Annotated in this window: 24 protein-coding genes; 17 read left to right on the plus strand and 7 right to left on the minus strand. The window is 62.7% G+C overall.

Going from position 1 to position 23,779, the window contains the following annotated elements; all coding sequences use genetic code 11:
* Positions 1–24 precede the first annotated feature (24 nt).
* The 5 genes from HU738_RS05265 (at position 25) to HU738_RS05285 (ending at position 3,706) form a co-directional block, all read left to right on the plus strand.
* Positions 25–942 carry a LysR substrate-binding domain-containing protein gene (locus tag HU738_RS05265; protein WP_176508522.1) on the plus strand — a complete coding sequence of 306 codons (918 nt, stop codon included), beginning with the start codon at positions 25–27 and terminating at the stop codon, positions 940–942.
* A gap of 253 nt (positions 943–1,195) precedes the next feature.
* Entirely contained in the window at positions 1,196–1,687 is a 492-nt protein-coding gene (gene purE / locus HU738_RS05270) for a 5-(carboxyamino)imidazole ribonucleotide mutase (RefSeq protein ID WP_003253304.1), read from the plus strand.
* Between the two features lie 10 nt (positions 1,688–1,697).
* Positions 1,698–2,780, plus strand: coding sequence for a 5-(carboxyamino)imidazole ribonucleotide synthase (locus tag HU738_RS05275; protein WP_186601501.1), 1,083 nt, complete (start codon positions 1,698–1,700; stop codon positions 2,778–2,780).
* A gap of 97 nt (positions 2,781–2,877) precedes the next feature.
* Positions 2,878–3,123, plus strand: a complete 246-nt coding sequence (locus HU738_RS05280) for a GlsB/YeaQ/YmgE family stress response membrane protein (protein ID WP_060507722.1) — start codon at positions 2,878–2,880, stop codon at positions 3,121–3,123.
* 49 nt (positions 3,124–3,172) lie between these two features.
* The gene (locus HU738_RS05285; protein ID WP_186601500.1) at positions 3,173–3,706 is read left to right on the plus strand and encodes a DUF3299 domain-containing protein; all 534 of its coding nucleotides are present in this window, start codon (positions 3,173–3,175) and stop codon (positions 3,704–3,706) included.
* A 125-nt stretch (positions 3,707–3,831) separates the two neighbouring features.
* Here HU738_RS05285 and HU738_RS05290 read toward each other — a convergent pair whose 3' ends face one another.
* A complete protein-coding gene (locus HU738_RS05290) occupies positions 3,832–4,728 on the minus strand; it encodes a D-hexose-6-phosphate mutarotase (protein WP_186601499.1) in 897 nt (298 codons plus the stop codon).
* Positions 4,729–4,799: 71 nt separating this feature from the next.
* On the minus strand, positions 4,800–5,198 hold the full coding sequence (locus HU738_RS05295; RefSeq protein ID WP_027917060.1) for an acyl-CoA thioesterase: 399 nt from the start codon (positions 5,196–5,198) through the stop codon (positions 4,800–4,802).
* A 358-nt stretch (positions 5,199–5,556) separates the two neighbouring features.
* Between HU738_RS05295 and HU738_RS05300 the strand changes: the two genes are divergently transcribed.
* From HU738_RS05300 to HU738_RS05335, 8 genes are all read left to right on the plus strand, one after another.
* Entirely contained in the window at positions 5,557–6,846 is a 1,290-nt protein-coding gene (locus HU738_RS05300; RefSeq protein ID WP_186601498.1) for an MFS transporter, read from the plus strand.
* Positions 6,847–7,061: 215 nt separating this feature from the next.
* Positions 7,062–8,060 (plus strand): phosphate ABC transporter substrate-binding protein PstS, encoded by a 999-nt coding sequence (locus tag HU738_RS05305; RefSeq protein WP_186601497.1) that lies wholly within the window; start codon positions 7,062–7,064, stop codon positions 8,058–8,060.
* Between the two features lie 140 nt (positions 8,061–8,200).
* Entirely contained in the window at positions 8,201–10,489 is a 2,289-nt protein-coding gene (locus tag HU738_RS05310) for an ABC transporter permease family protein (protein ID WP_186601496.1), read from the plus strand.
* Between the two features lie 17 nt (positions 10,490–10,506).
* Positions 10,507–12,177 carry a phosphate ABC transporter permease PstA gene (gene pstA / locus HU738_RS05315; RefSeq protein WP_186601495.1) on the plus strand — a complete coding sequence of 557 codons (1,671 nt, stop codon included), beginning with the start codon at positions 10,507–10,509 and terminating at the stop codon, positions 12,175–12,177.
* Between the two features lie 72 nt (positions 12,178–12,249).
* On the plus strand, positions 12,250–13,083 hold the full coding sequence (pstB, locus tag HU738_RS05320) for a phosphate ABC transporter ATP-binding protein PstB (RefSeq protein WP_054884758.1): 834 nt from the start codon (positions 12,250–12,252) through the stop codon (positions 13,081–13,083).
* Positions 13,084–13,168: 85 nt separating this feature from the next.
* Complete coding sequence (phoU, locus tag HU738_RS05325; RefSeq protein WP_176508514.1) at positions 13,169–13,939, plus strand: phosphate signaling complex protein PhoU; 771 nt, start codon at positions 13,169–13,171, stop codon at positions 13,937–13,939.
* A gap of 164 nt (positions 13,940–14,103) precedes the next feature.
* Entirely contained in the window at positions 14,104–15,009 is a 906-nt protein-coding gene (locus tag HU738_RS05330) for a response regulator (protein ID WP_186601494.1), read from the plus strand.
* 254 nt (positions 15,010–15,263) lie between these two features.
* Entirely contained in the window at positions 15,264–16,166 is a 903-nt protein-coding gene (locus HU738_RS05335) for a peptidoglycan DD-metalloendopeptidase family protein (protein ID WP_176508512.1), read from the plus strand.
* Between the two features lie 2 nt (positions 16,167–16,168).
* Here the strand turns inward: HU738_RS05335 and HU738_RS05340 are convergent, their stop codons facing one another.
* The 3 genes from HU738_RS05340 to phoB all read right to left on the minus strand — a co-directional run bounded on the left by HU738_RS05340 (position 16,169) and on the right by phoB (position 19,681).
* Positions 16,169–17,509 carry a hemolysin family protein gene (locus tag HU738_RS05340; protein ID WP_054884754.1) on the minus strand — a complete coding sequence of 447 codons (1,341 nt, stop codon included), beginning with the start codon at positions 17,507–17,509 and terminating at the stop codon, positions 16,169–16,171.
* Positions 17,510–17,635: 126 nt separating this feature from the next.
* Positions 17,636–18,943 (minus strand): phosphate regulon sensor histidine kinase PhoR, encoded by a 1,308-nt coding sequence (gene phoR / locus HU738_RS05345; RefSeq protein WP_186601493.1) that lies wholly within the window; start codon positions 18,941–18,943, stop codon positions 17,636–17,638.
* Positions 18,944–18,991: 48 nt separating this feature from the next.
* Entirely contained in the window at positions 18,992–19,681 is a 690-nt protein-coding gene (gene phoB / locus HU738_RS05350) for a phosphate regulon transcriptional regulator PhoB (protein WP_003253341.1), read from the minus strand.
* A gap of 174 nt (positions 19,682–19,855) precedes the next feature.
* Between phoB and HU738_RS05355 the strand changes: the two genes are divergently transcribed.
* Positions 19,856–20,224, plus strand: a complete 369-nt coding sequence (locus HU738_RS05355; protein ID WP_186601492.1) for a COG4315 family predicted lipoprotein — start codon at positions 19,856–19,858, stop codon at positions 20,222–20,224.
* Positions 20,225–20,326: 102 nt separating this feature from the next.
* Here the strand turns inward: HU738_RS05355 and ubiA are convergent, their stop codons facing one another.
* Together ubiA and HU738_RS05365 are read right to left on the minus strand one after the other, a co-directional pair.
* Positions 20,327–21,217 (minus strand): 4-hydroxybenzoate octaprenyltransferase, encoded by an 891-nt coding sequence (ubiA, locus tag HU738_RS05360; RefSeq protein WP_186601491.1) that lies wholly within the window; start codon positions 21,215–21,217, stop codon positions 20,327–20,329.
* Positions 21,217–21,774 carry a chorismate--pyruvate lyase family protein gene (locus HU738_RS05365; protein ID WP_176508507.1) on the minus strand — a complete coding sequence of 186 codons (558 nt, stop codon included), beginning with the start codon at positions 21,772–21,774 and terminating at the stop codon, positions 21,217–21,219. Before HU738_RS05365 ends, ubiA begins: the two co-directional genes overlap by 1 nt.
* Before the next feature lie 112 nt (positions 21,775–21,886).
* Between HU738_RS05365 and HU738_RS05370 the strand changes: the two genes are divergently transcribed.
* The 3 genes from HU738_RS05370 to HU738_RS05380 all read left to right on the plus strand — a co-directional run bounded on the left by HU738_RS05370 (position 21,887) and on the right by HU738_RS05380 (position 23,701).
* Complete coding sequence (locus tag HU738_RS05370) at positions 21,887–22,054, plus strand: rubredoxin (RefSeq protein ID WP_054884848.1); 168 nt, start codon at positions 21,887–21,889, stop codon at positions 22,052–22,054.
* A 15-nt stretch (positions 22,055–22,069) separates the two neighbouring features.
* The gene (locus HU738_RS05375; protein ID WP_186601490.1) at positions 22,070–23,218 is read left to right on the plus strand and encodes an NAD(P)/FAD-dependent oxidoreductase; all 1,149 of its coding nucleotides are present in this window, start codon (positions 22,070–22,072) and stop codon (positions 23,216–23,218) included.
* Positions 23,219–23,404: 186 nt separating this feature from the next.
* Entirely contained in the window at positions 23,405–23,701 is a 297-nt protein-coding gene (locus tag HU738_RS05380; RefSeq protein ID WP_176508505.1) for an HU family DNA-binding protein, read from the plus strand.
* The last annotated feature ends 78 nt before the right edge of the window (positions 23,702–23,779 follow it).

Consider the following 23,779-nt stretch of genomic DNA (forward strand, 5'->3'; position numbering starts at 1 on the left):
GGTGCACGCCGGGAGATCTGCTTCATGAACCTCGAAAGCAAGTGGCTGGAGGACTTCAGTGCCCTGGCCTCCACCCGCAGTTTTTCCCAGGCGGCCGAGCGCCGTTTCGTCACCCAGCCCGCCTTCAGCCGGCGTATACGCAGCCTGGAAGCGGCGTTGGGCCTGACCTTGGTGAATCGTTCCCGCACACCGATCGAACTGACCGAGGCTGGCCAGCTTTTTCTCGTCACTGCGCGTACCGTTGTCGACCAGTTGAGCGAAGTTCTTCGCCATTTGCATCACCTCGAAGGAGGCCAGGGCGAGGTGATCCAAGTGTCAGCCGCGCACTCCTTGGCATCAGGCTTTTTCCCTCGCTGGGTAGCCCAGCTGCGCAATGATGGTTTGAACATCGCCACCCGCCTGGTTGCGACCAACGTCGGAGATGCGGTGCATGCATTAAGGGAGGGGGGGTGTGACCTGATGCTGGCGTTCTATGACCCTGATGCCGCCCTGCAGATGGATGCCGAGATCTTCCCATCGCTGCACATGGGCACCACCGAAATGCTTCCGGTGTGCGCAGTGGATGCCGACGGCAAGCCGCTGTTCGACCTTGAAGCCGACAGCAGCGTGCCGCTGTTGGCTTACAGCGCCGGTGCTTTCCTGGGGCGTTCGGTGAACTTGCTGCTACGTCAGCGCAATCTGCGCTACACCACGGTTTACGAGACTGCGATGGCTGACAGTCTGAAGAGCATGGCGCTGGAAGGCATGGGTGTCGCCTGGGTGCCACGTCTGTCGATGCGTGGCGAGCTGGAGCGCGGGGAGCTGGCGATTTGTGGTGGGAGCCAATGGCATGTGCCATTGGAAATCCGCCTGTACCGTTGTGCTCTGGTGCGCAAGGCCAATGTCCGGCTGCTGTGGCGCAAGCTGGAATCGGCAGGCGGCCCAGGCGATATGCCGGTTTGAATGACGATCGAGGGTGGCCGTCAGGCGGTGCGGTAGCCGTTTCGTACCGCCGCAAAAGTTGTCCCGCGAGACAGCTTGCCCTTTGATCCGACATGTGCTTATGGGGGTGGGCGGGCCGCCCGGATATACGCTACAATCCCGCGCCTTCGACCGACCCGGTCGATACAGAATCCGTATGACAAGCCACGCTGGCCCACCTGCGTGGCTTGTTGCTTTTAGCGCGCCTGAAGGCGCTTGCAGGAGAGGCTCGACGATGAGTGCACTGGTTGGCGTGATCATGGGCTCCAAGTCCGATTGGTCCACCCTTAGCCACACCGCCGATATGCTGGAAAAACTCGGCATTCCCTACGAAGTGAAGGTGGTTTCCGCCCACCGCACCCCGGACTTGCTGTTCCAGTATGCCGAAGAGGCCGAAGGGCGTGGTATCGAGGTGATCATTGCCGGTGCCGGTGGCGCTGCCCACCTGCCAGGCATGTGTGCTGCAAAGACCCATCTGCCGGTGCTGGGCGTGCCCGTCCAGTCGTCGATGCTGTCGGGCGTCGACTCGCTGCTGTCGATCGTGCAGATGCCTGCCGGTGTGCCGGTTGCCACCCTTGCCATCGGCCGTGCTGGCGCCGTCAACGCTGCGCTGCTGTCGGCGAGCATCCTCGGTGCCAAGTACCCGCAGTACCACGCGGCGCTCAAGCAGTTCCGCACCGAGCAGACCGACACCGTGCTGGACAATCCAGACCCGCGCCAGGCTTGAGGCTGAACCCATGAAGATCGGTGTAATCGGTGGCGGCCAACTGGGCCGCATGCTGGCCCTGGCGGGCACTCCGCTGGGCATGAACTTCGCCTTCCTCGACCCGGCGCCAGACGCCTGCGCCGCCGCGCTGGGCGAGCACCTGCGTGGCGACTATGGCGACCAGGCTCACCTGCGCCAACTGGCCGACGACGTCGACCTGGTCACCTTCGAATTTGAAAGCGTCCCGGCCGAGACCGTGGCTTTCCTGTCGCAGTTCGTGCCGGTTTACCCAAGTGCCGAAGCCCTGCGCATCGCCCGTGATCGCCTGTTCGAGAAAAGTATGTTCCGCGACCTGGGTATCCCGACCCCGGCCTTCGCCGACATCCTCTCGCAGGCAGACCTCGACGCGGCGGTCGCCAGCATCGGCCTGCCGGCAGTACTGAAGACCCGCACCCTGGGCTACGACGGCAAGGGCCAGAAGGTGCTGCGTACACCTGAAGACGTGGTGGGCACCTTTGCCGAACTGGGCAGTGTGCCTTGCCTGCTGGAAGGCTTTGTGCCGTTCACCGGCGAAGTATCGCTGGTAGCCGTGCGGGCCCGCGATGGTGAAACCCGCTTCTACCCGTTGGTGCACAACACCCATGAGAGCGGCATCCTGAAACTGTCCGTGGCCAGCGACGCGCACCCGCTGCAGGGCCTGGCCGAAGACTATGTCGGTCGAGTGCTCCAGCAACTGGATTATGTCGGGGTGATGGCCTTCGAGTTCTTCGAGGTCGACGGTGGCCTGAAGGCCAACGAAATCGCCCCGCGTGTGCACAACTCCGGGCACTGGACCATCGAAGGTGCCGAGTGCAGCCAGTTCGAGAACCATCTGCGCGCCGTGGCCGGCCTGCCGCTGGGTTCGACTGCCAAGGTCGGTGAGAGCGCCATGCTCAACTTCATCGGTGAAGTGCCGGCGGTGGACAAGGTCGTGGCCATCGAGGGCTGCCACCTGCATCACTATGGCAAGGCTTTCAAGTTCGGGCGCAAGGTCGGCCACGCTACCCTGCGCTGCCAGGACATGGTCAGCCTGAAGGCCAGGATCGCCGAAGTAGAAGCGCTGATCAGCAACTGATCGAACTTCTGCGCAAGGTCTGCCCTCTGAAAATGGCAACAAGCCAAAGCGCTGTCTAGGCTTTGGCTTGTTCCATCTTCACTTCAGAGGGATTGCCATGGGCATCATTGGAACCATCTTCATCGGCCTCATCGTTGGCCTGCTGGCCCGCTTCCTCAAGCCGGGTGACGACAGCATGGGCTGGATCATGACCATTCTGCTGGGTATCGCCGGCTCACTGCTCGCCACCTATGGCGGCCAGGCACTGGGGATCTACCAGGCGGGCCAGGCCGCAGGATTCATCGGCGCGCTGGTCGGTGCGATCATCCTTCTGGTGATCTACGGATTCATCAAGAAACGTTGAATACTGGTTAGAATGCCCGGCAATTCATCCCGAGTTGCCGAGCATTTCCATGCGTGCCTTTCTCCTCATCCCGTTGCTTCTGGCCAGCACCCTGGCCCATGCCGAACTGCCCGAGACCGACTGGCTGGAGCTGATGCCCAAGTCAGACCAGAAGGCCCTCGAAGCGATGCCCGAGATCGATCACAACTCGCCGGAAGCCAATGGTACCTTCACTGCCAAGGGTGGCCTCAAGCAAAGCAAGGGCCTGCCGGCAGTCATGTATTCGACCAAGACCGTGGCTGCCATGAACGGCAAGGACATCCGCCTGGGCGGCTACCCGGTGCCACTGGAAAGCGATGCCAAGGGCAACAGTACCGTGTTCTTCCTGGTGCCTTACCCAGGCGCGTGCATCCACGTGCCGCCACCGCCGCCCAACCAGCTGGTGCTGGTGCGGTATCCGAAAGGCTTGAAGATCGATGACATCTACACGCCGCTTTGGGTCAGCGGCAAGCTGAAGGTGGAGAAGGTCAGCAATGACCTGGCTGATGCGGCTTATGCGCTGGATGCGGGGAAGGTGAGGGTGGTGGAAGACGCCGACCTCTGATTGCCTGTGCTGGCCTCTTCGCGGGTAAACCCGCTGCCACAAGGATCTGCACTGTGTTCAAACTGTGCAGATTCCCTGTAGGAGCGGGTTTACCCGCGAAGAGGCCAAGCCTGCCAAAGCAGCAGTCAGATCGCGCTGCTACCGATCCGGACTTGCAGCGAACTGCTGGCCCCCGGCTTGAGCTCCACCACATCGTCCCAGACATTCGCCGTCTCGATGCACAGCATCCGCTGCCAGCCATCGTCGGCCATGTCCGCCAGCTCCTTGGCCCGCTCGGTCCACGGGTTCCAGATCACCGCCGAGCGTGAACCGTCGCTGGTCAAGGTAATCCGCCGCTGCCAGTGCGGATCGACGATGCTTAGCTGCTGTGGCGTATCCAGGTAGATCCGGTCGGTTTCTCCGGCAAAACCCAGCGCACCCTGCTGTTGGCGCTGTTCCCAGTCGGCCAGGGTTTCGATGTACTGCAGCCCCTCGACCCCTTCTACCCGCGCCTGGCGCACGTCGCTCACGGCGAAGTAGCTGTGCAAGGCCTGGCTGATGGTCACGGGGCTGTTGCCCAGGTTGCGGCTGTTCAGGGACACGGTGAGATCGCCACCGAGCACGATGTGCAGCTTCAGCTCGACATCATGCGGCCAGTCCGGCAGATCGCCCTGGGCCTCTGGCAGCTCGAACTCGATGTGCAGGTCATCGCCTTTTTCTTCGACGCCCAGCAATTGCCAGTCACGCGTGCGCGCCAAGCCATGGGCGGGAGCCTGCTCGCCACGGTACATGGCCTGCACGGATGCGGGGTTGCGCTGCAAGTTGCCAAACCACGGCCAGCACACCGGCACACCGGCGCGCACCGATTTGCCCTGGCGGAAAATGGCCTGGTCGCTCAGCCATAACAGCGGTGGCTCGCCGACACGCTGGTAGCTGAGGATCTGCGCGCCCTGCTGGGCGATCAGTAATTCGGCGCGGTCGCTGCTGATGCGCCAGCAGTTGAGTTCGCCATGTTGCTCGGATTCGACCTTGAAGGTAGCCATTGCGCTCGTCTCATTGATTGCCTGTGGGCCTTGGACCCGGTGACGTGCAATGAGTTTACCGCTCGCAAGGCTCAGCGACGAGGCACCGAGCGGGTGCGGCCACTGCCATCGATGGCGACGAATACGAACGTCGCTTCAGTGACCTTGCGCCATTCGCTGGACAGCGGGTCGTCACTCCACACTTCGACCATCATGCGGATCGAGCTGCGGCCGATTTCCAGGGTCTGGGTGTAGAACGACAGTTGCGCGCCGACGGCCACCGGCACCAGGAATGCCATGCGGTCGATGGACACCGTGGCCACCCGGCCGCCGGCAACGCGGCTGGCCATGGCGGTACCGGCGAGGTCCATCTGTGCGACCAGCCAGCCGCCGAAGATGTCGCCGAAGCCATTGGTTTCGCGCGGCAGCGCGGTGATCTGCAAGGCCAGGTCACCTTGCGGGATAGGATCTTCTTGTTCGAGCTCAATCATGCGATGGGGCCTCTGACCCGTGACGCTTCGTTGGTGTGGCGCAAGGCCGGGAAAACGATTCAGCTGACAACATACTACGCTGATTCCGCTTCGCTGGGCGCCCATAGGGAAACTCTGCGAAACCGTCTGACCTCAAGCCCGGCGTTTTCGCACAACTTCCCACGGTTAAAGCAACCTTTTCCTACGAGCGGCCAGTATATATAGCCAATCGCCAGGCGACGACCGCGCATTCACGAATATCTGTATGGTTTTTGTATCGCTTTCAGCGCAGCTCGGCAATTTGCTATCTTCGCTGCTCGCCTCAACCCAGAAGCCGCGTGCCAAGCGGCCTGCGTCACCTACAAGAGAACAACGATCAATGACCTCCGTGCCGAGCAGTATCGAGCAGCCCTCACGGCCGCTGACCCGCAGTGACTACAAGACCCTCTCACTGTCCGCGCTGGGCGGAGCCCTGGAGTTCTACGACTTCATCATCTTCGTGTTCTTCGCCACAGTGGTCGGCAAGCTGTTCTTCCCGCCTGACATGCCCGAATGGCTGCGCCTGATGCAGACCTTCGGCATTTTCGCCGCCGGTTACCTGGCACGGCCACTGGGTGGCATCGTCATGGCCCACTTCGGCGATCTGCTTGGGCGCAAGAAGATGTTCACCTTGAGCATCTTCATGATGGCCTTGCCGACCCTGATCATGGGCCTGCTGCCGACTTATGCACAGATCGGTCTGTGGGCGCCGGTCCTGCTGTTGCTGATGCGCGTGATCCAGGGCGCGGCCATCGGTGGTGAAGTACCGGGCGCCTGGGTGTTCGTCTCCGAGCACGTGCCGGCACGCAACACCGGCTACGCCTGTGGCACCCTGACCGCCGGCCTGACGGCAGGGATCCTGCTCGGTTCGCTGGTGGCGACCCTGATCAACACCCTCTACAGCGCCGAAGAAGTGGCCGACTATGCCTGGCGTATCCCGTTCCTGCTCGGCGGTGTGTTCGGCCTGTTCTCGGTGTACCTGCGCCGCTGGCTGCACGAAACCCCGGTGTTCGCCGAGATGCAGCAGCGCAAGGCATTGGCCGAAGAGCTGCCACTGCGCGCGGTGCTGCGTGATCACCGTGGGCCGATCATCCTGTCGATGCTGCTGACCTGGATGCTGTCTGCCGGCATCGTCGTGGTGATCCTGATGACCCCGGCGTTGCTGCAGAGCATCTATCACGTCAGCCCTACCGATTCGCTCAAGGCCAACAGCCTGGCGATCGTGCTGCTCAGCTTCGGCTGCATCGGTGCCGGCAGCCTGGCCGACCGCTTCGGTGCGGGTCGGGTGTTCGTGATCGGCAGCCTGTTGCTGCTGGCCAGCTCCTGGACCTTCTACCACAGCCTGCCGACCCATCCTGAGCTGCTGTTCCCGCTGTATGCGCTGACCGGCCTGTGCGTGGGGGTGATCGGCGCGGTGCCGTACGTGATGGTCAAGGCGTTCCCGGCGGTGGTGCGCTTCAGTGGGCTGTCGTTCTCCTACAACGTCGCGTACGCCATCTTCGGTGGCCTGACGCCGATGGTGGTGACGGCGCTGCTCAAGGTCAGCCCAATGGCACCTGCCTACTACGTAGCAGGGCTGTGCTCCGTCGGTCTGGCGGTGGGCCTGTACTTGCTCGCCAACAAGCGCTGATCTGCACAAGGCTACTGGCCCCTTCGCGGCTAAAGCCGCTCCTACAGGGACTGCACCCTACCTGTAGGAGCGGCTTCAGCCGCGAAGGGGCCAGACCTGTTTCAGTGATGGCCTTTCATCCATTTGTCACATTTGAGTCATATCGTATTCATGCGGCCTGCAGATACTGGGCCCCGTTCCATCCAGCACCCCCATATTCCTGCTAGGAGCAAGGCATGAAACTGAAGCGTTTGATGGCGGCCCTCACCTTTGCCGCCGCTGGCGTTGCGACCGCCAACGCGGTAGCCGCTGTCGACCCTGCGATCCCGACCTACACCAAGACCACCGGTGTGTCGGGCAACCTCTCCAGCGTCGGTTCCGATACCCTCGCGAACCTGATGACTCTGTGGGCCGAGGCCTACAAGAAGGAATATCCAAACGTAAACATCCAGATTCAGGCTGCCGGCTCCTCTACCGCGCCACCCGCGCTGACCGAAGGCACCGCCAACCTCGGCCCGATGAGCCGCAAGATGAAGGACGTCGAGCTGCAAGCCTTCGAGCAGAAGTACGGCTACAAGCCGACCGCCATCCCGGTCGCCGTCGATGCCCTGGCCGTGTTCGTGCACAAGGACAACCCGATCAAGGGCCTGACCATGGAACAGGTCGATGCGATCTTCTCGTCCACCCGCCTGTGTGGCGCCAAAGCCGACGTCAAGACCTGGGGCGACCTGGGCGTGACCGGCGACCTGGCCAACAAGCCGGTGCAGCTGTTCGGCCGCAACTCGGTATCGGGTACCTATGGCTACTTCAAGGAAGAGGCCCTGTGCAAAGGCGACTTCAAGCCTAACGTCAACGAACAGCCTGGCTCGGCTTCGGTCGTACAGGCGATCAGCTCCTCGCTGAACGGCATCGGTTACTCGGGCATCGGCTACAAGACTGCCAGCGTCAAGACCGTGCCATTGGCCAAGAAAGGCAGCACCGAGTTCATTGAAGACAACGAAACCAACGCCCTGAACGGCAAATATCCGCTGTCGCGCTTCCTCTACGTCTACGTCAACAAGGCGCCGAACAAGCCACTGGCCCCGCTGGAAGCCGAGTTCGTCAAGCTGGTCCTGTCGCAAGCTGGCCAGCAGGTCGTGGTGAAGGACGGTTACATCCCGCTGCCGGCCAAAGTGGTCGACAAGACCTTGGCTGACCTGGGCCTGTCCCACTCGGACAACGTTGCAAAGAAGTAACTGACTGAGGATGAGGCCGGTGCTGAAGCCCGGCCTCTTCCACGACTTCCCCAGTCCGTTGCCAGGGTTCCTGGGCAGCGGGCTTTTTTGCGTCAACTCACTGTCATGTTTTTGTCATACGGGACCGCTAGGGTGTGCGCATGAATGATCTGGCCAATTCCACAATGACCCCAAACTCCCCGCCCGTGCGGATTGACTTCAATACGCCCGAGTTGCAACGCAAGCGCCGCATGCGCGCCCTCAAGGATCGCCTGACCCGCTGGTATGTACTGGTGGGCGGGCTTGCCGTATTGGCAGCCATCACGCTGATCTTCTTCTACCTGGCGTATGTGGTACTGCCCCTGTTCCAGGGTGCGGAGCTGACCAGCAAGAAAGCCCTGGAGCCAGCCTGGCTGCAGCAGGATGCCGGCAAGCCACTGATGATCGCCCTTGAAGAGCAGAACCTGGTCGGCATGCGCGTTTCGGACAAGGGTCAGGCCATTTTCTTCGAGACCAAGAGCGGTAAACAGTTAAGCCGCGTCGACCTGCCCTTGCCGGCAGGTACCCAGGTCAGTTCCATCAGTGCTGACCAGCCTGGCAGCCCGCTGGTGGTGCTCGGTCTGTCCAATGGCCAGGCACTGGTGTTCCACCACACCTACAAGGTCACCTACCCGGACAACAAGAAAACCATCACTCCAGGCGTCGATTACCCGTACGGCCAGGAGCCGTTCGTGCTCGACGAGCAGGGCCGCGCGCTGGAACACGTGAGTGTCAACGTCAACGGCGACACCCTGCTGCTGGCTGGCTCCACGGGTGCGCACCTGCAGGTGGTCGAGCTGTCGCGCAGCGAAAACATGCTGACCGGCGAGACCAGCACCGAGCAGCGCCGTATCGAATTGCCGCAGATGACCGAAGTGGTGAAGAACATCTTCATCGACCCACGTCAGCAGTGGTTGTATGTGATCAACGGTCGCGCCACCGCCGATGTCTTCAGCCTGCGCGACAAGAGCCTCAATGGCCGCTACAAGCTGGCCGAAAGCGCCGACACCGAAGTCACCGCCACCGTCCAGCTGGTGGGGGGTATCTCGCTGATCATCGGCGATTCCAAGGGCGGCCTGGCCCAGTGGTTCATGGCCCGCGACCCGGATGGCGAGCAGCGCTTCAAGCAGATCCGTACCTTCAAGATGGGTAAGGCGCCGATCGTACAGATCGATGCCGAAGAGCGTCGCAAGGGCTTCATCGCCCTGGACAGCGACGGCAAGCTCGGCGTGTTCCACAGCACCGCGCACCGCACTTTGCTGGTCGAGCAGGCCGCCGAGGGGCCTGGCATCCTGGCCCTGTCGCCGCGTGCCAACCGCATCATCATTGAAGAAGGTGGCAAGCTGCTGCCGCTGAGCCTGCGCAACCCGCACCCGGAAATCTCCTTCAGCGCCTTGTGGGGCAAGGTCTGGTACGAGAACTACGACGAGCCCAAGTACGTCTGGCAGTCGACCGCCTCGAACACCGACTTCGAACCCAAGCTGAGCCTCTCGCCGCTGACCTTCGGTACCCTCAAGGCCGCGTTCTACGCGATGATCCTGGCGGCCCCGCTGGCCATTGCTGCCGCCATCTACACCGCCTACTTCATGGCCCCGGGCATGCGCCGCAAGGTCAAGCCGGTGATCGAGCTGATGGAAGCGATGCCGACAGTGATCCTCGGTTTCTTCGCCGGCCTGTTCCTGGCACCTTACCTGGAAGGCCACCTGCCCGGCGTATTCAGCCTGTTCCTGATCATGCCGCTCGGCATTCTGCTGACCGGCTTCACCTGGAGCCGCCTGCCGGAGTCTATCCGCCTGCGCGTTCCGGATGGTTGGGAAGCGGCAATCCTGATTCCGGTGATCCTGGCGATCGGCTGGTTTGCCCTGGCGGTCAGCCCGTATCTCGAAAGCTGGTTCTTCGGCGGTGACATGCGCCTGTGGATCGAGCACTCGCTTGGCCTGCGCTACGACCAGCGCAATGCCTTGGTGGTCGGAATCGCCATGGGCTTCGCGGTCATCCCGAACATCTACTCGATCGCCGAAGACGCCGTGTTCAGCGTGCCGCGCAGCCTGACCCTGGGCTCCCTGGCCCTGGGTGCGACGCCGTGGCAGACCCTGACCCGCGTGGTCATCCTCACCGCCAGCCCGGGCATCTTCTCGGCGTTGATGATCGGCATGGGGCGTGCGGTGGGCGAGACCATGATCGTGCTGATGGCCACCGGCAATACTCCGGTGATGGAACTGAACCTGTTCGAAGGCATGCGCACCCTGGCCGCCAACGTGGCGGTCGAAATGCCTGAATCGGAAGTTGGCGGCAGCCACTATCGCGTGCTGTTCCTCGCCGCCCTCGTGCTGCTGATGTTCACCTTCATCATGAACACCTTGGCCGAGCTGATTCGCCAGCGTCTGCGCAAGAAATACTCGTCGCTTTGATAGAAAGGTAGCGATCCGTGAAAAAGGATTCCCTCAAAGGCTGGTTCAAGAGCGGCGCCCCAGGCGTCTGGATCAGCGGTGGCGCGGTGGCCATGGCGGTGATCATGACCGTTGGCCTGCTGGCGGTGATTGCCGTGCGCGGCCTGGGCCACTTCTGGCCAGCCGACCTGATCCAGGCCACCTACAAGGTGCCGGGCCAGGCCGACCACGTTGTCATCGGCGAAGTGGTGCAGAAGGAAGAAGTCCCGCGTGCCCGCCTCAAGGGCGCCGGCTTGCCGGTGCCAGACGACGGCCCTGAGTTCATGACCCGCGAGCTGGTCAAGGTGGGTAACCGCGACCTCAACGGCAGCGACTTCACCTGGGTGGTCGGCGAGTGGCTGGTAGACGAGCAGCGCCCGGCCGACCTGATCGCCCTGGAGCGCCGCGAGTGGGGCAACTTCTACGGCTACCTGGTCAGCGTCAAGGAAGACGGCCGCGTGGTTGCCCAAGGCCCGGCGGCCTGGAACGAGCTGCAAGCCCGCCTGAAGCGTGCCAACCAGCTCAACAGCGAACTGCAAACCCTCGAGAAGAAAGACATCGGGGCCATCAACCATGGCCTCGAGCGCTTGCGCCTGCACGGCCGCAAGCTGGAACTGGACGGCAAGCTGGACGCCACTGCCCAGGCCGACATCGACGCCGAACGCGCCGAGCTGAACAGCCGCTACAAGGCCGTCGAGGAGCGCCTGCTGGGCCTGCACCAGGCCTTCGCCCGTGACAGCCTGGTGGCCCGCGACGGCAACGGCCGCGAAGTGGAAATCAACCTGAGCAAGGTGGTGCACGCCATCCAGCCGAATGCCATGTCCGGCTTCAGCAAGATGGGTACCTATTTCGCCAAGGTCTGGGAATTCCTCAGCGACGACCCTCGTGAAGCCAACACCGAGGGCGGCATCTTCCCGGCCATCTTCGGCACCGTGATGATGACCCTGATCATGGCGGTAATCGTCACGCCGTTCGGCGTGCTGGCCGCGGTCTACCTGCGCGAATACGCCAGGCAAGGCCCGGTGACCCGCCTGATCCGCATCGCGGTGAACAACCTGGCTGGCGTGCCGGCGATCGTCTACGGCGTGTTTGGCCTGGGCTTCTTCGTCTATGTACTGGGCGGCTCGATCGACCGCCTGTTCTTCCCCGAAGCGCTGCCCGCGCCGACCCTGGGTACCCCGGGCTTGCTGTGGGCTTCGCTGACCCTGGCGCTGCTGGCCGTGCCGGTGGTGATCGTGGCCACCGAGGAAGGCCTGGCACGGATTCCACGGACCGTGCGCGAAGGCTCCCTGGCCCTGGGTGCGACCAAGGCCGAAACCCTGTGGAAGATCGTCCTGCCGATGGCCAGCCCGGCGATGATGACCGGCATGATCCTCGCCGTGGCCCGTGCCGCCGGTGAAGTGGCGCCGCTGATGCTGGTGGGTGTGGTGAAGCTGGCGCCATCGCTGCCGCTGGACGGCAACTACCCGTACCTGCACCTGGACCAGAAGATCATGCACCTGGGCTTCCACATCTACGACGTCGGTTTCCAGAGCCCTAACGTCGAAGCTGCGCGACCGCTGGTATACGCCACGGCGCTGCTGCTGGTGCTGGTGATCGCCACCCTCAACTTGTCGGCGGTGTGGATCCGTAACCACCTGCGCGAGAAGTACAAGGCGCTCGACAGCTGAGCCTGAATTGCAAGCGTGCCGCCTGCCAATCGGCGGCCCTTTGAAACGTATTGATAGCGTATGGAGTTGACCATGCAGCATGATTCCCATACCCACGGCATCGACATGTCTGCCCTGGGTCGCGACAAGCAGGGCCTGCGCCTGGCTGAAGAAACCGTGGCCATCGAAGTGCCGGGCCTGAGCCTGTTCTACGGCGACAAACAAGCCCTGTTCGACGTGCAGATGAACATTCCCAAGCAACGCGTGACCGCCTTCATTGGCCCGTCCGGCTGCGGCAAGTCGACCCTGCTGCGCACCTTCAATCGCATGAACGACCTGGTCGACGGCTGCCGCGTGGAAGGTGCCATCAACCTTTACGGCAACAACATCTACCGCAAGGGCGAAGACGTGGCCGAGCTGCGTCGCCGGGTCGGCATGGTGTTCCAGAAGCCCAACCCGTTCCCCAAGACCATTTACGAGAACGTGGTGTATGGCCTGCGTATCCAGGGCATCAACAAGAAACGCGTGCTGGATGAAGCGGTGGAATGGGCACTGAAGGGCGCCGCCTTGTGGGACGAAGTCAAAGACCGCCTGCACGAATCCGCCCTGGGCCTGTCCGGCGGCCAGCAGCAGCGTCTGGTGATCGCCCGTACCATCGCCGTGGAGCCTGAGGTGCTGCTGCTCGACGAACCGTGCTCGGCGCTGGACCCGATCTCGACGCTGAAGGTCGAAGAGCTGATCTACGAACTGAAATCCAAGTACACCATCGTCATCGTGACCCACAACATGCAACAGGCGGCCCGTGTTTCGGACTACACCGCCTTCATGTACATGGGCAAACTGGTCGAATTCGGCGATACCGACACCCTGTTCACCAACCCGGCGAAGAAGCAGACCGAAGACTACATCACCGGTCGTTACGGCTAAGGCCGGCTCGGTGTCTGGCACCGGCTTCGCCGGTGTTCGCGGGTGAACCCGCTCCTACAGGGCCGCGCTACCAAAGGATAATACGATGATCAACAAAGAAAGCCTGACGCACCATATTTCCCAGCAGTTCAACGCCGAACTCGAAGAGGTGCGCAGCCACTTGCTGGCCATGGGTGGCCTGGTCGAGAAGCAGGTGAACGATGCCGTCACCGCGCTGATCGAGGCCGACTCGGGTCTGGCCCAGCAGGTGCGCGAAGTCGATGAGCAGATCAACCAGATGGAGCGCAACATCGACGAGGAATGCCTGCGCATCCTCGCCCGCCGCCAGCCGGCGGCCTCCGACCTGCGCCTGATCATCAGCATCTCCAAGTCGGTGATCGACCTGGAGCGCATTGGTGACGAATCGACCAAGATCGCTCGCCGCGCCATCCAGCTGTGCGAAGAAGGCGAGTCGCCGCGCGGCTATGTCGAGGTGCGCCACATCGGCGACCAGGTGCGCAACATGGTGCGCGATGCCCTCGATGCCTTCGCCCGCTTCGATGCCGACCTGGCACTGTCGGTGGCCCAGTACGACAAGACCATCGACCGCGAGTACAAGACTGCCCTGCGTGAACTGGTCACCTACATGATGGAAGACCCGCGCTCGATCTCGCGGGTGCTCAGCGTGATCTGGGTGTTGCGGTCGCTGGAGCGGATCGGCGACCACGCGCGAAACATTTCGGAGCTGGTGATCTACCTGGTGCGCGGCACCGATGTCCGTCACATGGGCCTCAAGCGCATGAAGGCTGAAGTCGAAGGCACTGCGGGGGATGCGGCCGAAAGCGCTAATGTTCCGGGCAAACCTGACGATAAATAAGATTGCTCCCGAGCATCGACGCCCGGCCCGTGCCGGGCGTTTGCGTGTGTGGCAGAGCAATCAGCAGGCACCCGCGAACGATGCGAAGAAGTCCCGGCGTGACCCTAGAGTTGGCAAGTGGCCACCATTGCGCGGTAGGCTAGTCGGGTTCAAGAGGAGTATCGATGAGTAAAGTCAATGTGCTGGTCGTGGATGACGCACCGTTCATTCGTGACCTGGTCAGGAAGTGCCTGCGCAATGCTTTCCCGGGCATGGTCATCGAAGACGCGGTCAACGGTCGCAAAGCCATGGCCATGCTGGCCAAGGAGCCGTTCGACCTGGTGCTGTGCGACTGGGAGATGCCGGAGATGTCCGGCCTTGAGTTGCTGACCTGGTGCCGTCAGCAGCCCGAGATGAAGGACCTGCAGTTCATCATGGTGACCAGCCGTGGTGACAAGGAGAACGTGATCCAGGCCATCCAGGCCGGCGTCTCCGACTTCGTCGGCAAGCCGTTCACCAACGAGCAGCTGCTGACCAAGGTGAAAAAAGCCCTGAGCAAGATCGGCAAGCTGGAGAGCCTGATGGCTGGTGCACCGGCACGGGTGAATTCGGCCTTCGCCAACGACTCGTTGAGCGCACTGACCGGTGGCAAGCCTGAAGCGGCCAAGGTGGCGGCATCTGCTGCTGCCGCGGCGGCCAAGCCTTTGCTCAATGCGCCGAAGCCCCAGACGGCGGCGGCTGCGGCGGCCCAGGTCGGGCGGGGGCAGGGCCAGCTGCGCCTGGCCAGCGGTACCCAGCCCTGCGTGATCAAGGCGCTGAGCCTCAAGGAAGCGTTGTTGGTGGTGCGCCGCAGTGCAACGCTGCCACAGGTGCTGGAGGGCGCAGTGCTCGACCTGGAGCAGGGTGAGAACGCCGAAGTCGCGCGCCTGAACGGCTACCTGCACGCCATCGCGGCGCTGGAGCCCAAGCCAGAAAGTGACTGGCTGCAGCTGACCTTCAAGTTCGTCGACCAGGATGCGCAGAAACTCGACTACCTGTCGCGCCTGATTGCCCGAGGTACACAGCAGAAGCATTTCACCCCCGGCGCCTGATCGACAACCGGTACAGAACCCTATGGGAGCGGGCTTGCCCGCGAAGCAGGACCGCAGTGGATGGCACGGGCTTCGCCCGTGTTCGCGGGCAAGCCCGCTCCTACAGGGATCGCGCCAACTTCCAATGATTCGAGCAGACAGTTGCTCCCACAAGGTCCACATCGACCTGCCGGGTTCTTCCGACCAGCTGCAATACCGCTCACAAATCCCGCTGCTAGTCTTCGACAGACCATACCTGTCAAAAAGCCACCATCATGCCAGCCGCCGCCCGCTTGCTGCTTTTCTGTGCCTTGCTTTCGGCCTCGGCGTCGAGCGTGGGCATGACGATCTACAAGACCGTCGACAACTCCGGCGTGGTCTCGTACTCCGATCGCTACAGCCCGGGGGCGAAGACCTTCGAGCTGAGCGAGCCGATCCTCGATCACATCGATGGCAAGGTGCGCCTGCAGGCCGAAACCTTCCCCGGCGGTGTGCGCTTCATGGTGCGCAACGACCTGTACGTGCCGATGCAGGTCGAACTGCGGATCGACAAGCTGAGCAACGCCTTCGGTGGCAACCAGCCGCGCAACATACGCGCCGTGGTGGGGCCACGTTCGAGCAAAGTGCTGAGTTCAGTGCTGGCGGCACCCGGCGGCAAATTGCAGTACGCCACAAGCTTCCAGTACGCCATGGGCGACCCGGGCCAGCGCTCTCTCGCCTACCGCTACCCGTTCCCCTGGAAGGGTGGGCCATTTCGCCTGACCCAGGGGCCCAATGGCCGTTTCAGTCACTTCGGCCCCAGGAGCCGCTATGCGATGGACATCGCCATGCCGGAGGGCACGCCGATCATTGCGGCCCGCGGCGGTATGGTGGTGAAGGTCGAGAATGGCCAGAGTGGCCGGGGCAGCAACCCGGCAGGCAATTTCGTGCGGATTCTGCACCCTGACGGCACCATGGGCGTTTACCTGCACCTGATGCAGGGTTCGGTGGTGGTTCGCGAAGGGCAGCAGGTGGTCGTGGGGCAGGCCCTGGCGAAGTCGGGCAATACCGGTAACAGCACCGGGCCCCACCTGCATTTCGTGGTACAGCGCAATGTGGGGCTGGCGCTGGAGTCGATACCGTTCCAGTTCGACCGGCCGCTGGGCGGGTTGCCGGACTTCACTGCCGGCAACCCCTAGGGTCAGTCGAGCTTGAGCACCTTGGCCAGGACGATCTTCGGCCCTTTCATCTTCTTGATGATGATGCGCAGGCCTTCGACTTCCAGCACTTCCTCTTCTTCAGGCACGCGCTTGAGGGTCTCGTAGACCAGGCCGGCGAGGGTTTCTGCCTCGATGTGGTCAAGGTCGACACCTAGCAGGCGCTCGACCTTGAACAGCGGCGTATCGCCACGTACCAGCAGCTTGCCGGGCTGGTAGGCGAGGATGCCGCGTTCGGTCTTGCGGTGTTCGTCCTGGATGTCACCTACCAGCACTTCCAGCACGTCTTCCATGGTCAGGTAGCCGATCACCTTGCCGTCGGCTTCCTCCACCAGCACGAAGTGCGCGCCGCCTTTTCGGAACTGCTCAAGCAACTGCGCCAGTGGCATGTGCCGCGATACCCGCTCCAGCGGGCGAGCCAGATCGTCCAGGTCGATGGTTTCGGGCAGGTGCTCGAGTTCGGCCAGCTCCAGCAGCAAGTCCTTGATGTGCAGCAGCCCGGTGAATTCTTCGCGCTCGGCGTCATACACCGGGTAGCGGCTGAACTTGTGCCGGCGGACCAGGGCGAGGATTTCCTTGAGCGGGGCATGGGCGTCGATGCTGACCATGTCCTCACGCGAGTTGGCCCAGTCCACGACTTCCAGCTCGCCCATTTCCACGGCCGAGGCGAGTACGCGCATGCCTTGGTCGCTCGGGTCCTGACCGCGGCTGGAGTGCAGGATCAGCTTGAGTTCTTCGCGGCTGTAGTGGTGTTCGTGGTGCGGGCCGGGCTCACCCTGGCCGGCGATGCGCAGGATGGTGTTGGCGCTGGCGTTGAGCAGGTAGATGGCCGGGTACATGGTCCAGTAGAAAAGGTACAGCGGCACGGCGGTCCACAGCGACAGCAGCTCGGGCTTGCGGATCGCCCACGACTTGGGCGCCAGTTCGCCGACCACGATGTGCAGGTACGAAATGACGAAGAAGGCGACAAAGAACGACACCGCCTTGACCACTTCGGCGCTGTCCACGCCCAGGTAAGCCAGCAGCGGTTCGAGCAGGTGGGCGAACGCCGGTTCACCGACCCAGCCCAGGCCCAGCGAGGCGAGGGTGATGCCCAGCTGGCAGGCCGACAGGTAGGCGTCGAGCTGGTTGTGTACCTTGCGCAGGATGCTGCCGCGCCAGCCATGCAGTTCGGCAATGGACTCGACGCGGGTGGCGCGCAGCTTGACCATGGCGAACTCGGCGGCAACGAAGAAGCCGTTGAGCAGCACCAGCAGGAAGGCAAAGATGATCATGCCGAAATCGGCGAATAACGAGGCGAGGCTGATACCAGGGGAAGGGTCCATGATGGGGTTTTTACGGGGTCCGTCTTCGAGAAAGAGAAAAAAAGTGCCAGCTCTTGCTGGCACAGGGGATCCAATGTAGCGGCTGGGGCAGCAAAAGCAAAGGGCTGCAAAGCAGCCCCCGGTACCTCAGGCTTTGCCGTTGGCCAATTGTGCCGGCCCGAAATGACAGGTGAAGGTACTGCCATGCCCCGGCACGCTGCTGATTTCCAGCTTGCCGCGATGGCGCATCAGCACGTGCTTGACGATCGCCAGCCCCAGGCCAGTGCCGCCAGTATTCGACGCACGGCTGGAGTCGACCCGATAGAAGCGCTCGGTCAGCCGCGGCAGGTGCTTGGCGTCGATACCCACCCCGGAATCCTGCACCGACAGGTGCGCGCCGTGCTCGTCAGCCCACCAGCGGATGCGGATGGTGCCTTCATCCTGGGTGTACTTCACGGCGTTGAACACCAGGTTGGAGAAGGCGCTGCGCAGTTCCGACTCGCTGCCCTTCAGGCGCAGGCCTGGCGCCGCTTCCAGGGTGATTTTCTGGTTACGTGGCCCGGACAGAGCCTGGGCATCCTGCTTGATCGCAGTGAGCAGGACATCGACCGCCACCGGCTGGTTATCCGACGGGTAATCGGTGGCTTCCAGCTTGGCCAACAGCAGCAGGTCGTTGAGCAGGGTCTGCATGCGCGAGCCTTGCTGGGTCATCTGCTGCAGCGCCCGGGCCCAGCGCGGGTTGACGTCCTCGACGTTGTCCAGCAGGGTTTCCAGGTAGCCGGTGATCACCGTCAGCGGTGTGCGTAGCTCGTGGGAGACGTTGGCAACGAAATCCTTGCGCATCTGCTCCAGCTGATGGATGCGGGTGACATCGCGCACCAGCATCAGGTGCTCATTGTTGCCGTAGCGGGTGATGTGCAGCTGTACGCGCAGGCGGTCGTTGATCGGCGAGGGGATTTCCAGCGGTTCGACGTAGTTCTGCGCCTCGAAGTATTCCTTGAAGCGCGGGTGGCGTACCAGGTTGGTGACCGGCTGGCCGCCGTCCTGTGGGGTCTTGAAGCCCAGCAACGTTTCGGCGGCACGGTTCCACCACTCCAGGTTGCCATCGCTGTCGAGCATGATCACCGCATCGCGCAGTGCCGCAGTGGACTCTTGCACCCGGTCGATCACCGCCTGCAGGCGCCCGCGCACGCGCTGGTCGCGGCGTTGCAGGTGGTAGATGCTGTCGAACACCTCACCCCACAGGCCGTAGCCATCGGGCGGTGCTTCGTCGGGCTGATGGTTGCGCAGCCAGTCATGCAGGCGCAACAGCTGCTTGAGTGTCCAGCCCAGATAGAGCGCCAGGCCGATGGCCAGGCTCCAGCCGTAATAGCCGCTGACCAGGCCGCCGATCAGGCAGGCAGTGATCAGCAGCAACAGGTGGCGAATCAGGGTCGCGTGCCAGTTCTGGTTCAATTGACGGTCCTTGTACAACGACGTGCAGCTTGGCGCTTGTCGGCTCGATCAGCTCTTGGTCGAGAAGCGGTAGCCAGTGCCCCGGACGGTTTGTACCAGATTTTCGTAGGCCTCACCCAGTGCCTTGCGCAGGCGACGGATGTGCACGTCGACGGTGCGCTCCTCGACATACACATTGCCGCCCCACACTTGGTCGAGCAGCTGGCCACGGGTATAGGCGCGTTCCTGGTGAGTCATGAAGAACTGCAGCAGGCGGTATTCGGTAGGGCCCATCTCGGCCGGCTTGCCGTCGATGGTCACGCGGTGGCTGATCGGGTCGAGCAGCAGGCCGCCGACTTCGATCGGCGCTTCACTGTCGCTTGGGCCCGTGCGACGCAGCACGGCCTTCAGCCGGGCTACCAGCTCACGCGGCGAGAACGGCTTGGTGATGTAGTCGTCGGCGCCGACTTCCAGGCCCTGGATCTTGTTGTCCTCTTCGCCCTTGGCGGTGAGCATGATGATCGGGATGTCGCCGGTCAGTTCGTCGCGCTTGAGGCGGCGTGCCAGCTCGATGCCGGAGGTGCCGGGCAGCATCCAGTCGAGCAGGATCAGGTCCGGTTTGCGGTCGACGATGATCGCGTGGGCTTGCTGGGAGTTCTCGGCTTCCAGGCAGTCATAGCCGGCCATTTCCAAGGCAACGGCGATCATCTCGCGAATCGGTGCTTCGTCGTCGACGATCAGAATGTTTCTGCCAACCATGCTCAAAACCTCTCCCGGGAATCGTGTCTTGGCCCGCATTAGATAACGGAATTATTGCAGCTGTGTGACAGGGTGTTGGCCGTTCTGGCGACATTCCATGACTGGGCTAGGCTTCACAGGGCCGCCGTGGCGGCAAACAACACGCATTTCACGCCCGAATCTATGGTGAATCCAATGACACGACATACGCTGAGCTGGATGGCCTTGTTCGCTGCATTTGCGCTGCCTGGAGTGGCTTCAGCCCACCATGCCATGGAGAAAGACGGCATGTGGGTCGATCATGAAGGCATGACCTTGTACACCTTCGACAAGGATGCCGGTGGCAAATCGATGTGCAACGGTGATTGTGCGATGAACTGGCCACCCTTGATGGTCGAGAAAGGCGAGAAAGCCGAAGGCAAGTGGACGCAGATCAAGCGTGACGACGGCAAGATGCAGTGGGCCTATGATGGCAAGCCGCTGTACACCTTCAAAAATGACATGAAGGCCGGTGAGACAAAAGGTGATGGCATGAAGGACGTCTGGCACGTCGCCAAGCCGTGAAGCTTGCCTCCTGACGCTGTGGGAGCGGGTTTACCCGCGAATGCTGCGGTGCAGCCACCCTTGCATTCGCATGTAAACCCGCTCCCACAGTGACGCTGAACCTCAGCGCAATGCGTAATCCAGCACCACCCCGATGAACACCAGCAACCCCGCCCAGTGATTGTGCAGAAACGCCTTGAAGCACGATTCGCGGTCAAGCTTGCGTGTCGACCAGTATTCCCAGGCAAAGCACGCCACCGCCCCCAGCAACCCCAGGTGGAACCAGCCACCCAGCTCGAAGCGGCTGCCCGCCAGCAGCAGGCAGCCCAGCGACAGCAGCTGCAAGGTCAGGATGATCGCCCGGTCCGCGTCGCCGAACAGGATCGCGGTCGATTTCACCCCGATCTTCAGGTCGTCGTCGCGATCGACCATGGCGTAGTAGGTGTCGTAACCCACCGTCCACAGCAGGTTGGCGATGTACAGCAGCCAGGCACTGGCAGGCAACTCGCCGCCGGCCGCGGTAAAGGCCATCGGAATGCCCCAGGAATAGGCGGCACCCAGCACCACCTGCGGGTAATAGGTGTAGCGCTTCATGAATGGGTAGCAGAACGCCAGCGCCACCGCGCCGAACGATAGCCAAACGGTCCGGCTGTTGGTGCACAGCACCAGCAGGAAGCTCACGCCGACGAGAATGGCGAACAATGCCAGCGCCTCGCGCGACGTGACCCGGCCGCTGGCCAGCGGGCGGTCGGCGGTGCGTTTGACATGGCCATCGACCTTGCGGTCGGCGAAGTCGTTGATGCAGCAACCTGCGGCGCGCATCAGTACCACGCCCAGGCCGAAGATCAGCACGTTGGCCAGGGTCGGCGAGCCGTGCCCGGCGATCCATACCGCTGACAGGGTCGGCCACAGCAGCAGATAGATGCCGATCGGCCGATCCATGCGGCTGAGCTGGACAAAGTCCCAGGCCCGGGGGTGCAGGCGGTTGAGCGACTTGAGCAGGTGCAGGTACATCAGCGGTTCTCCTCCTTGGCCGCTTGCCACAGTGTAGGCAGGAAAACCTCGGCCACCAGCAGGTCGAGGCCGTTACGGGCGAAGCGTGAGCGGCGCCCCCAGAGCCCAGCTTGCGCGGCATCGGCTGGCAGCCAGCCTTGTGGATAACGGCACGCCTCGATCGGGTGGCGGATGAATGCCTGGTCGCAGAACAGCAATTCGCCCAGCGAACGGCTACCCAGGGTTTCCAGGTCCAGCCCGCCGCGTTCCAGGGCGCTGCGGCTGGCCACGCTGCGGGCAAACACCCAAGGTTGGCCATGCCCGCGCAGGAACACCTCGCGCACCCAGCCTTCGGCACCTGGCGCAAGGTTCAGGGCCACGCATTCGTCTTCGCGCAGCGGTTGCCAGCCTTCGAACAGGGGGGTGACGCTGAAGTGGCCCTGGGACAGCTGGGTGAGGCGGCGAGTCAGGGAGCCTTCGTCGAACAGCCAGTCCAGGGTTGGCTGGTCGATTTCAGTGGCCAGCTGTGAATACGGCAGCCACGCGACAGCGGCTGCTTGCGGGGATTCGTACGACACGTCGGTATGCTTGATTACAGCCAGAGAGGCGGCGAGCTTAGCATGATTGCCCTGAGTGCTTGCATAATGCCTGGCTACAACAAAGCCTGATCGACACCGAGGAAATGACCTGATGAAAAAGTGGCAGTGTATTGTCTGTGGCCTGATCTATGACGAAGCCGAAGGCTGGCCGGATGACGGCATCCCGCCTGGTACCCGCTGGGAAGACGTACCGGCAGACTGGCTGTGCCCTGACTGCGGTGTGGGCAAGAGCGACTTCGAAATGATCGCCATCGGCTAAAAAGGAAGGCAGCGCATGACGTCCCCCGTGGTAATTATCGGTACCGGCCTGGCCGGCTATAACCTGGCACGTGAATTTCGCAAGCTCGATGGTGACACGCCGCTGCTGCTGATTACCGCCGATGATGGCCGGTCCTACTCCAAGCCCATGCTCTCCACGGGCTTTGCCAAGCAGAAGGACGCCGATGGCCTGTGCATGGCTGAACCTGGCACGATGGCCGAACAGCTCAAGGCCGAGATCCGCACCCATACTCGCATCAGCGGTATCGACCCGGGCCACAAGCGGCTGTGGGTCGGGGAAGAAGCGATCGAGTATCGCGACCTGGTGCTGGCCTGGGGGGCGCAGACCGTTCAGGTGCCAGTCGAAGGTAATGGTGCCGGGCGGATTTTCCCGATCAACGACCTTGAAGACTATGCGCGCTTCCGTGTTGCGGCGGCGGGCAAGCAGCGAGTGCTGATTCTTGGCGCCGGCCTGATCGGGTGCGAGTTTGCCAACGACATGCGCTTGGGCGGCTTCGAGGTCGATGTGGTGGCGCCTTGCGAGCAGGTGATGCCGACCTTGTTGCACCCGGCTGCCGCCGCTGCCGTGCAGGCCGGCCTGCAAGGGCTGGGCGTCCGCTTCCACCTCGGCCCGGTGCTGACCCGTCTGCAGCAGGCAGGAGAGGGGCTTGAGGCGCACCTGTCCGATGGACAAGTGATCATCTGCGACCTGGTGGTCTCGGCCATCGGCCTGCGCCCGCGTACCGACCTTGCCGCTGCTGCCGGCTTGCAGACCAACCGCGGCGTGGTAGTGGACCGTCACCTGCGCACTTCGCACAGCAACATCTTCGCCCTTGGCGACTGTGCCGAAGTCGACGGCATCAACCTGCTGTATGTGATGCCGTTGATGGCCTGCGCTCGTGCCTTGGCACAGACCCTGGCCGGTAACCCGACCCAGGTCAGCTACGGGCCGATGCCGATCACCGTGAAAACCCCGGCCTGCCCGCTGGTGGTATCACCGCCGCCCGCGGGCCGTGAAGGCAATTGGCAGGTCGAAGGGCAGGGTAGCGATCTGAAATTGCTCTGCCATGCCGCCGACGGCCAGTTGCTCGGCTATGCCCTGACTGGGAGCGCCGTCATGGAAAAACTTGCGCTGAATCGGCAGCTGCCCGCTCTGATGGCGTAAATAGCTGGCGTTCTGTCGGATTTATCCTGTTGTTGCCAGCACAATGGCCGCCCAGATACTGGCGCGGCCTCGGTGGGCGTGCCATTCTCAGTTCCGTCTGCCGCAGATTAGAGCCTGCGGTGCCTTGAACGCTGCTTCCTGGCAGCACGGCATAACAACAAGAAATCCCGTCAAAGAGGCTTCACTATGCGTAAACCAGAACTCGCCGCTGTCATTGCCGAAAAGGCTGACCTGACCAAGGAAAAAGCCAACCAGGTGCTGAACGCCATTCTCGACAGCATTACCGGTGCCCTGGACAAGGACACGGTTACCCTGGTCGGTTTCGGTACCTTCGAAAAACGTCATCGTGGTGCCCGCACTGGCAAGAACCCGCAAACCGGCCAACCGGTGAAGATCAAGGCCAGCAACACCGTTGCCTTCAAGCCTGGCAAGAACCTGCGCGACAGCGTCAACACCCCGGTCAAGCCAGCCAAGAAAAAGTGATCGACTGCTGACCTCCAGAGTCATCAAGCGGGCGCCTCAGGGCGCCCGTTATGCATGCTGGAGGCTAAGTGTCGCGAA

The organism is Pseudomonas vlassakiae, assembly GCF_014269035.2.
In the GTDB taxonomy this organism is placed as follows: Bacteria; Pseudomonadota; Gammaproteobacteria; order Pseudomonadales; family Pseudomonadaceae; genus Aquipseudomonas; species Aquipseudomonas vlassakiae.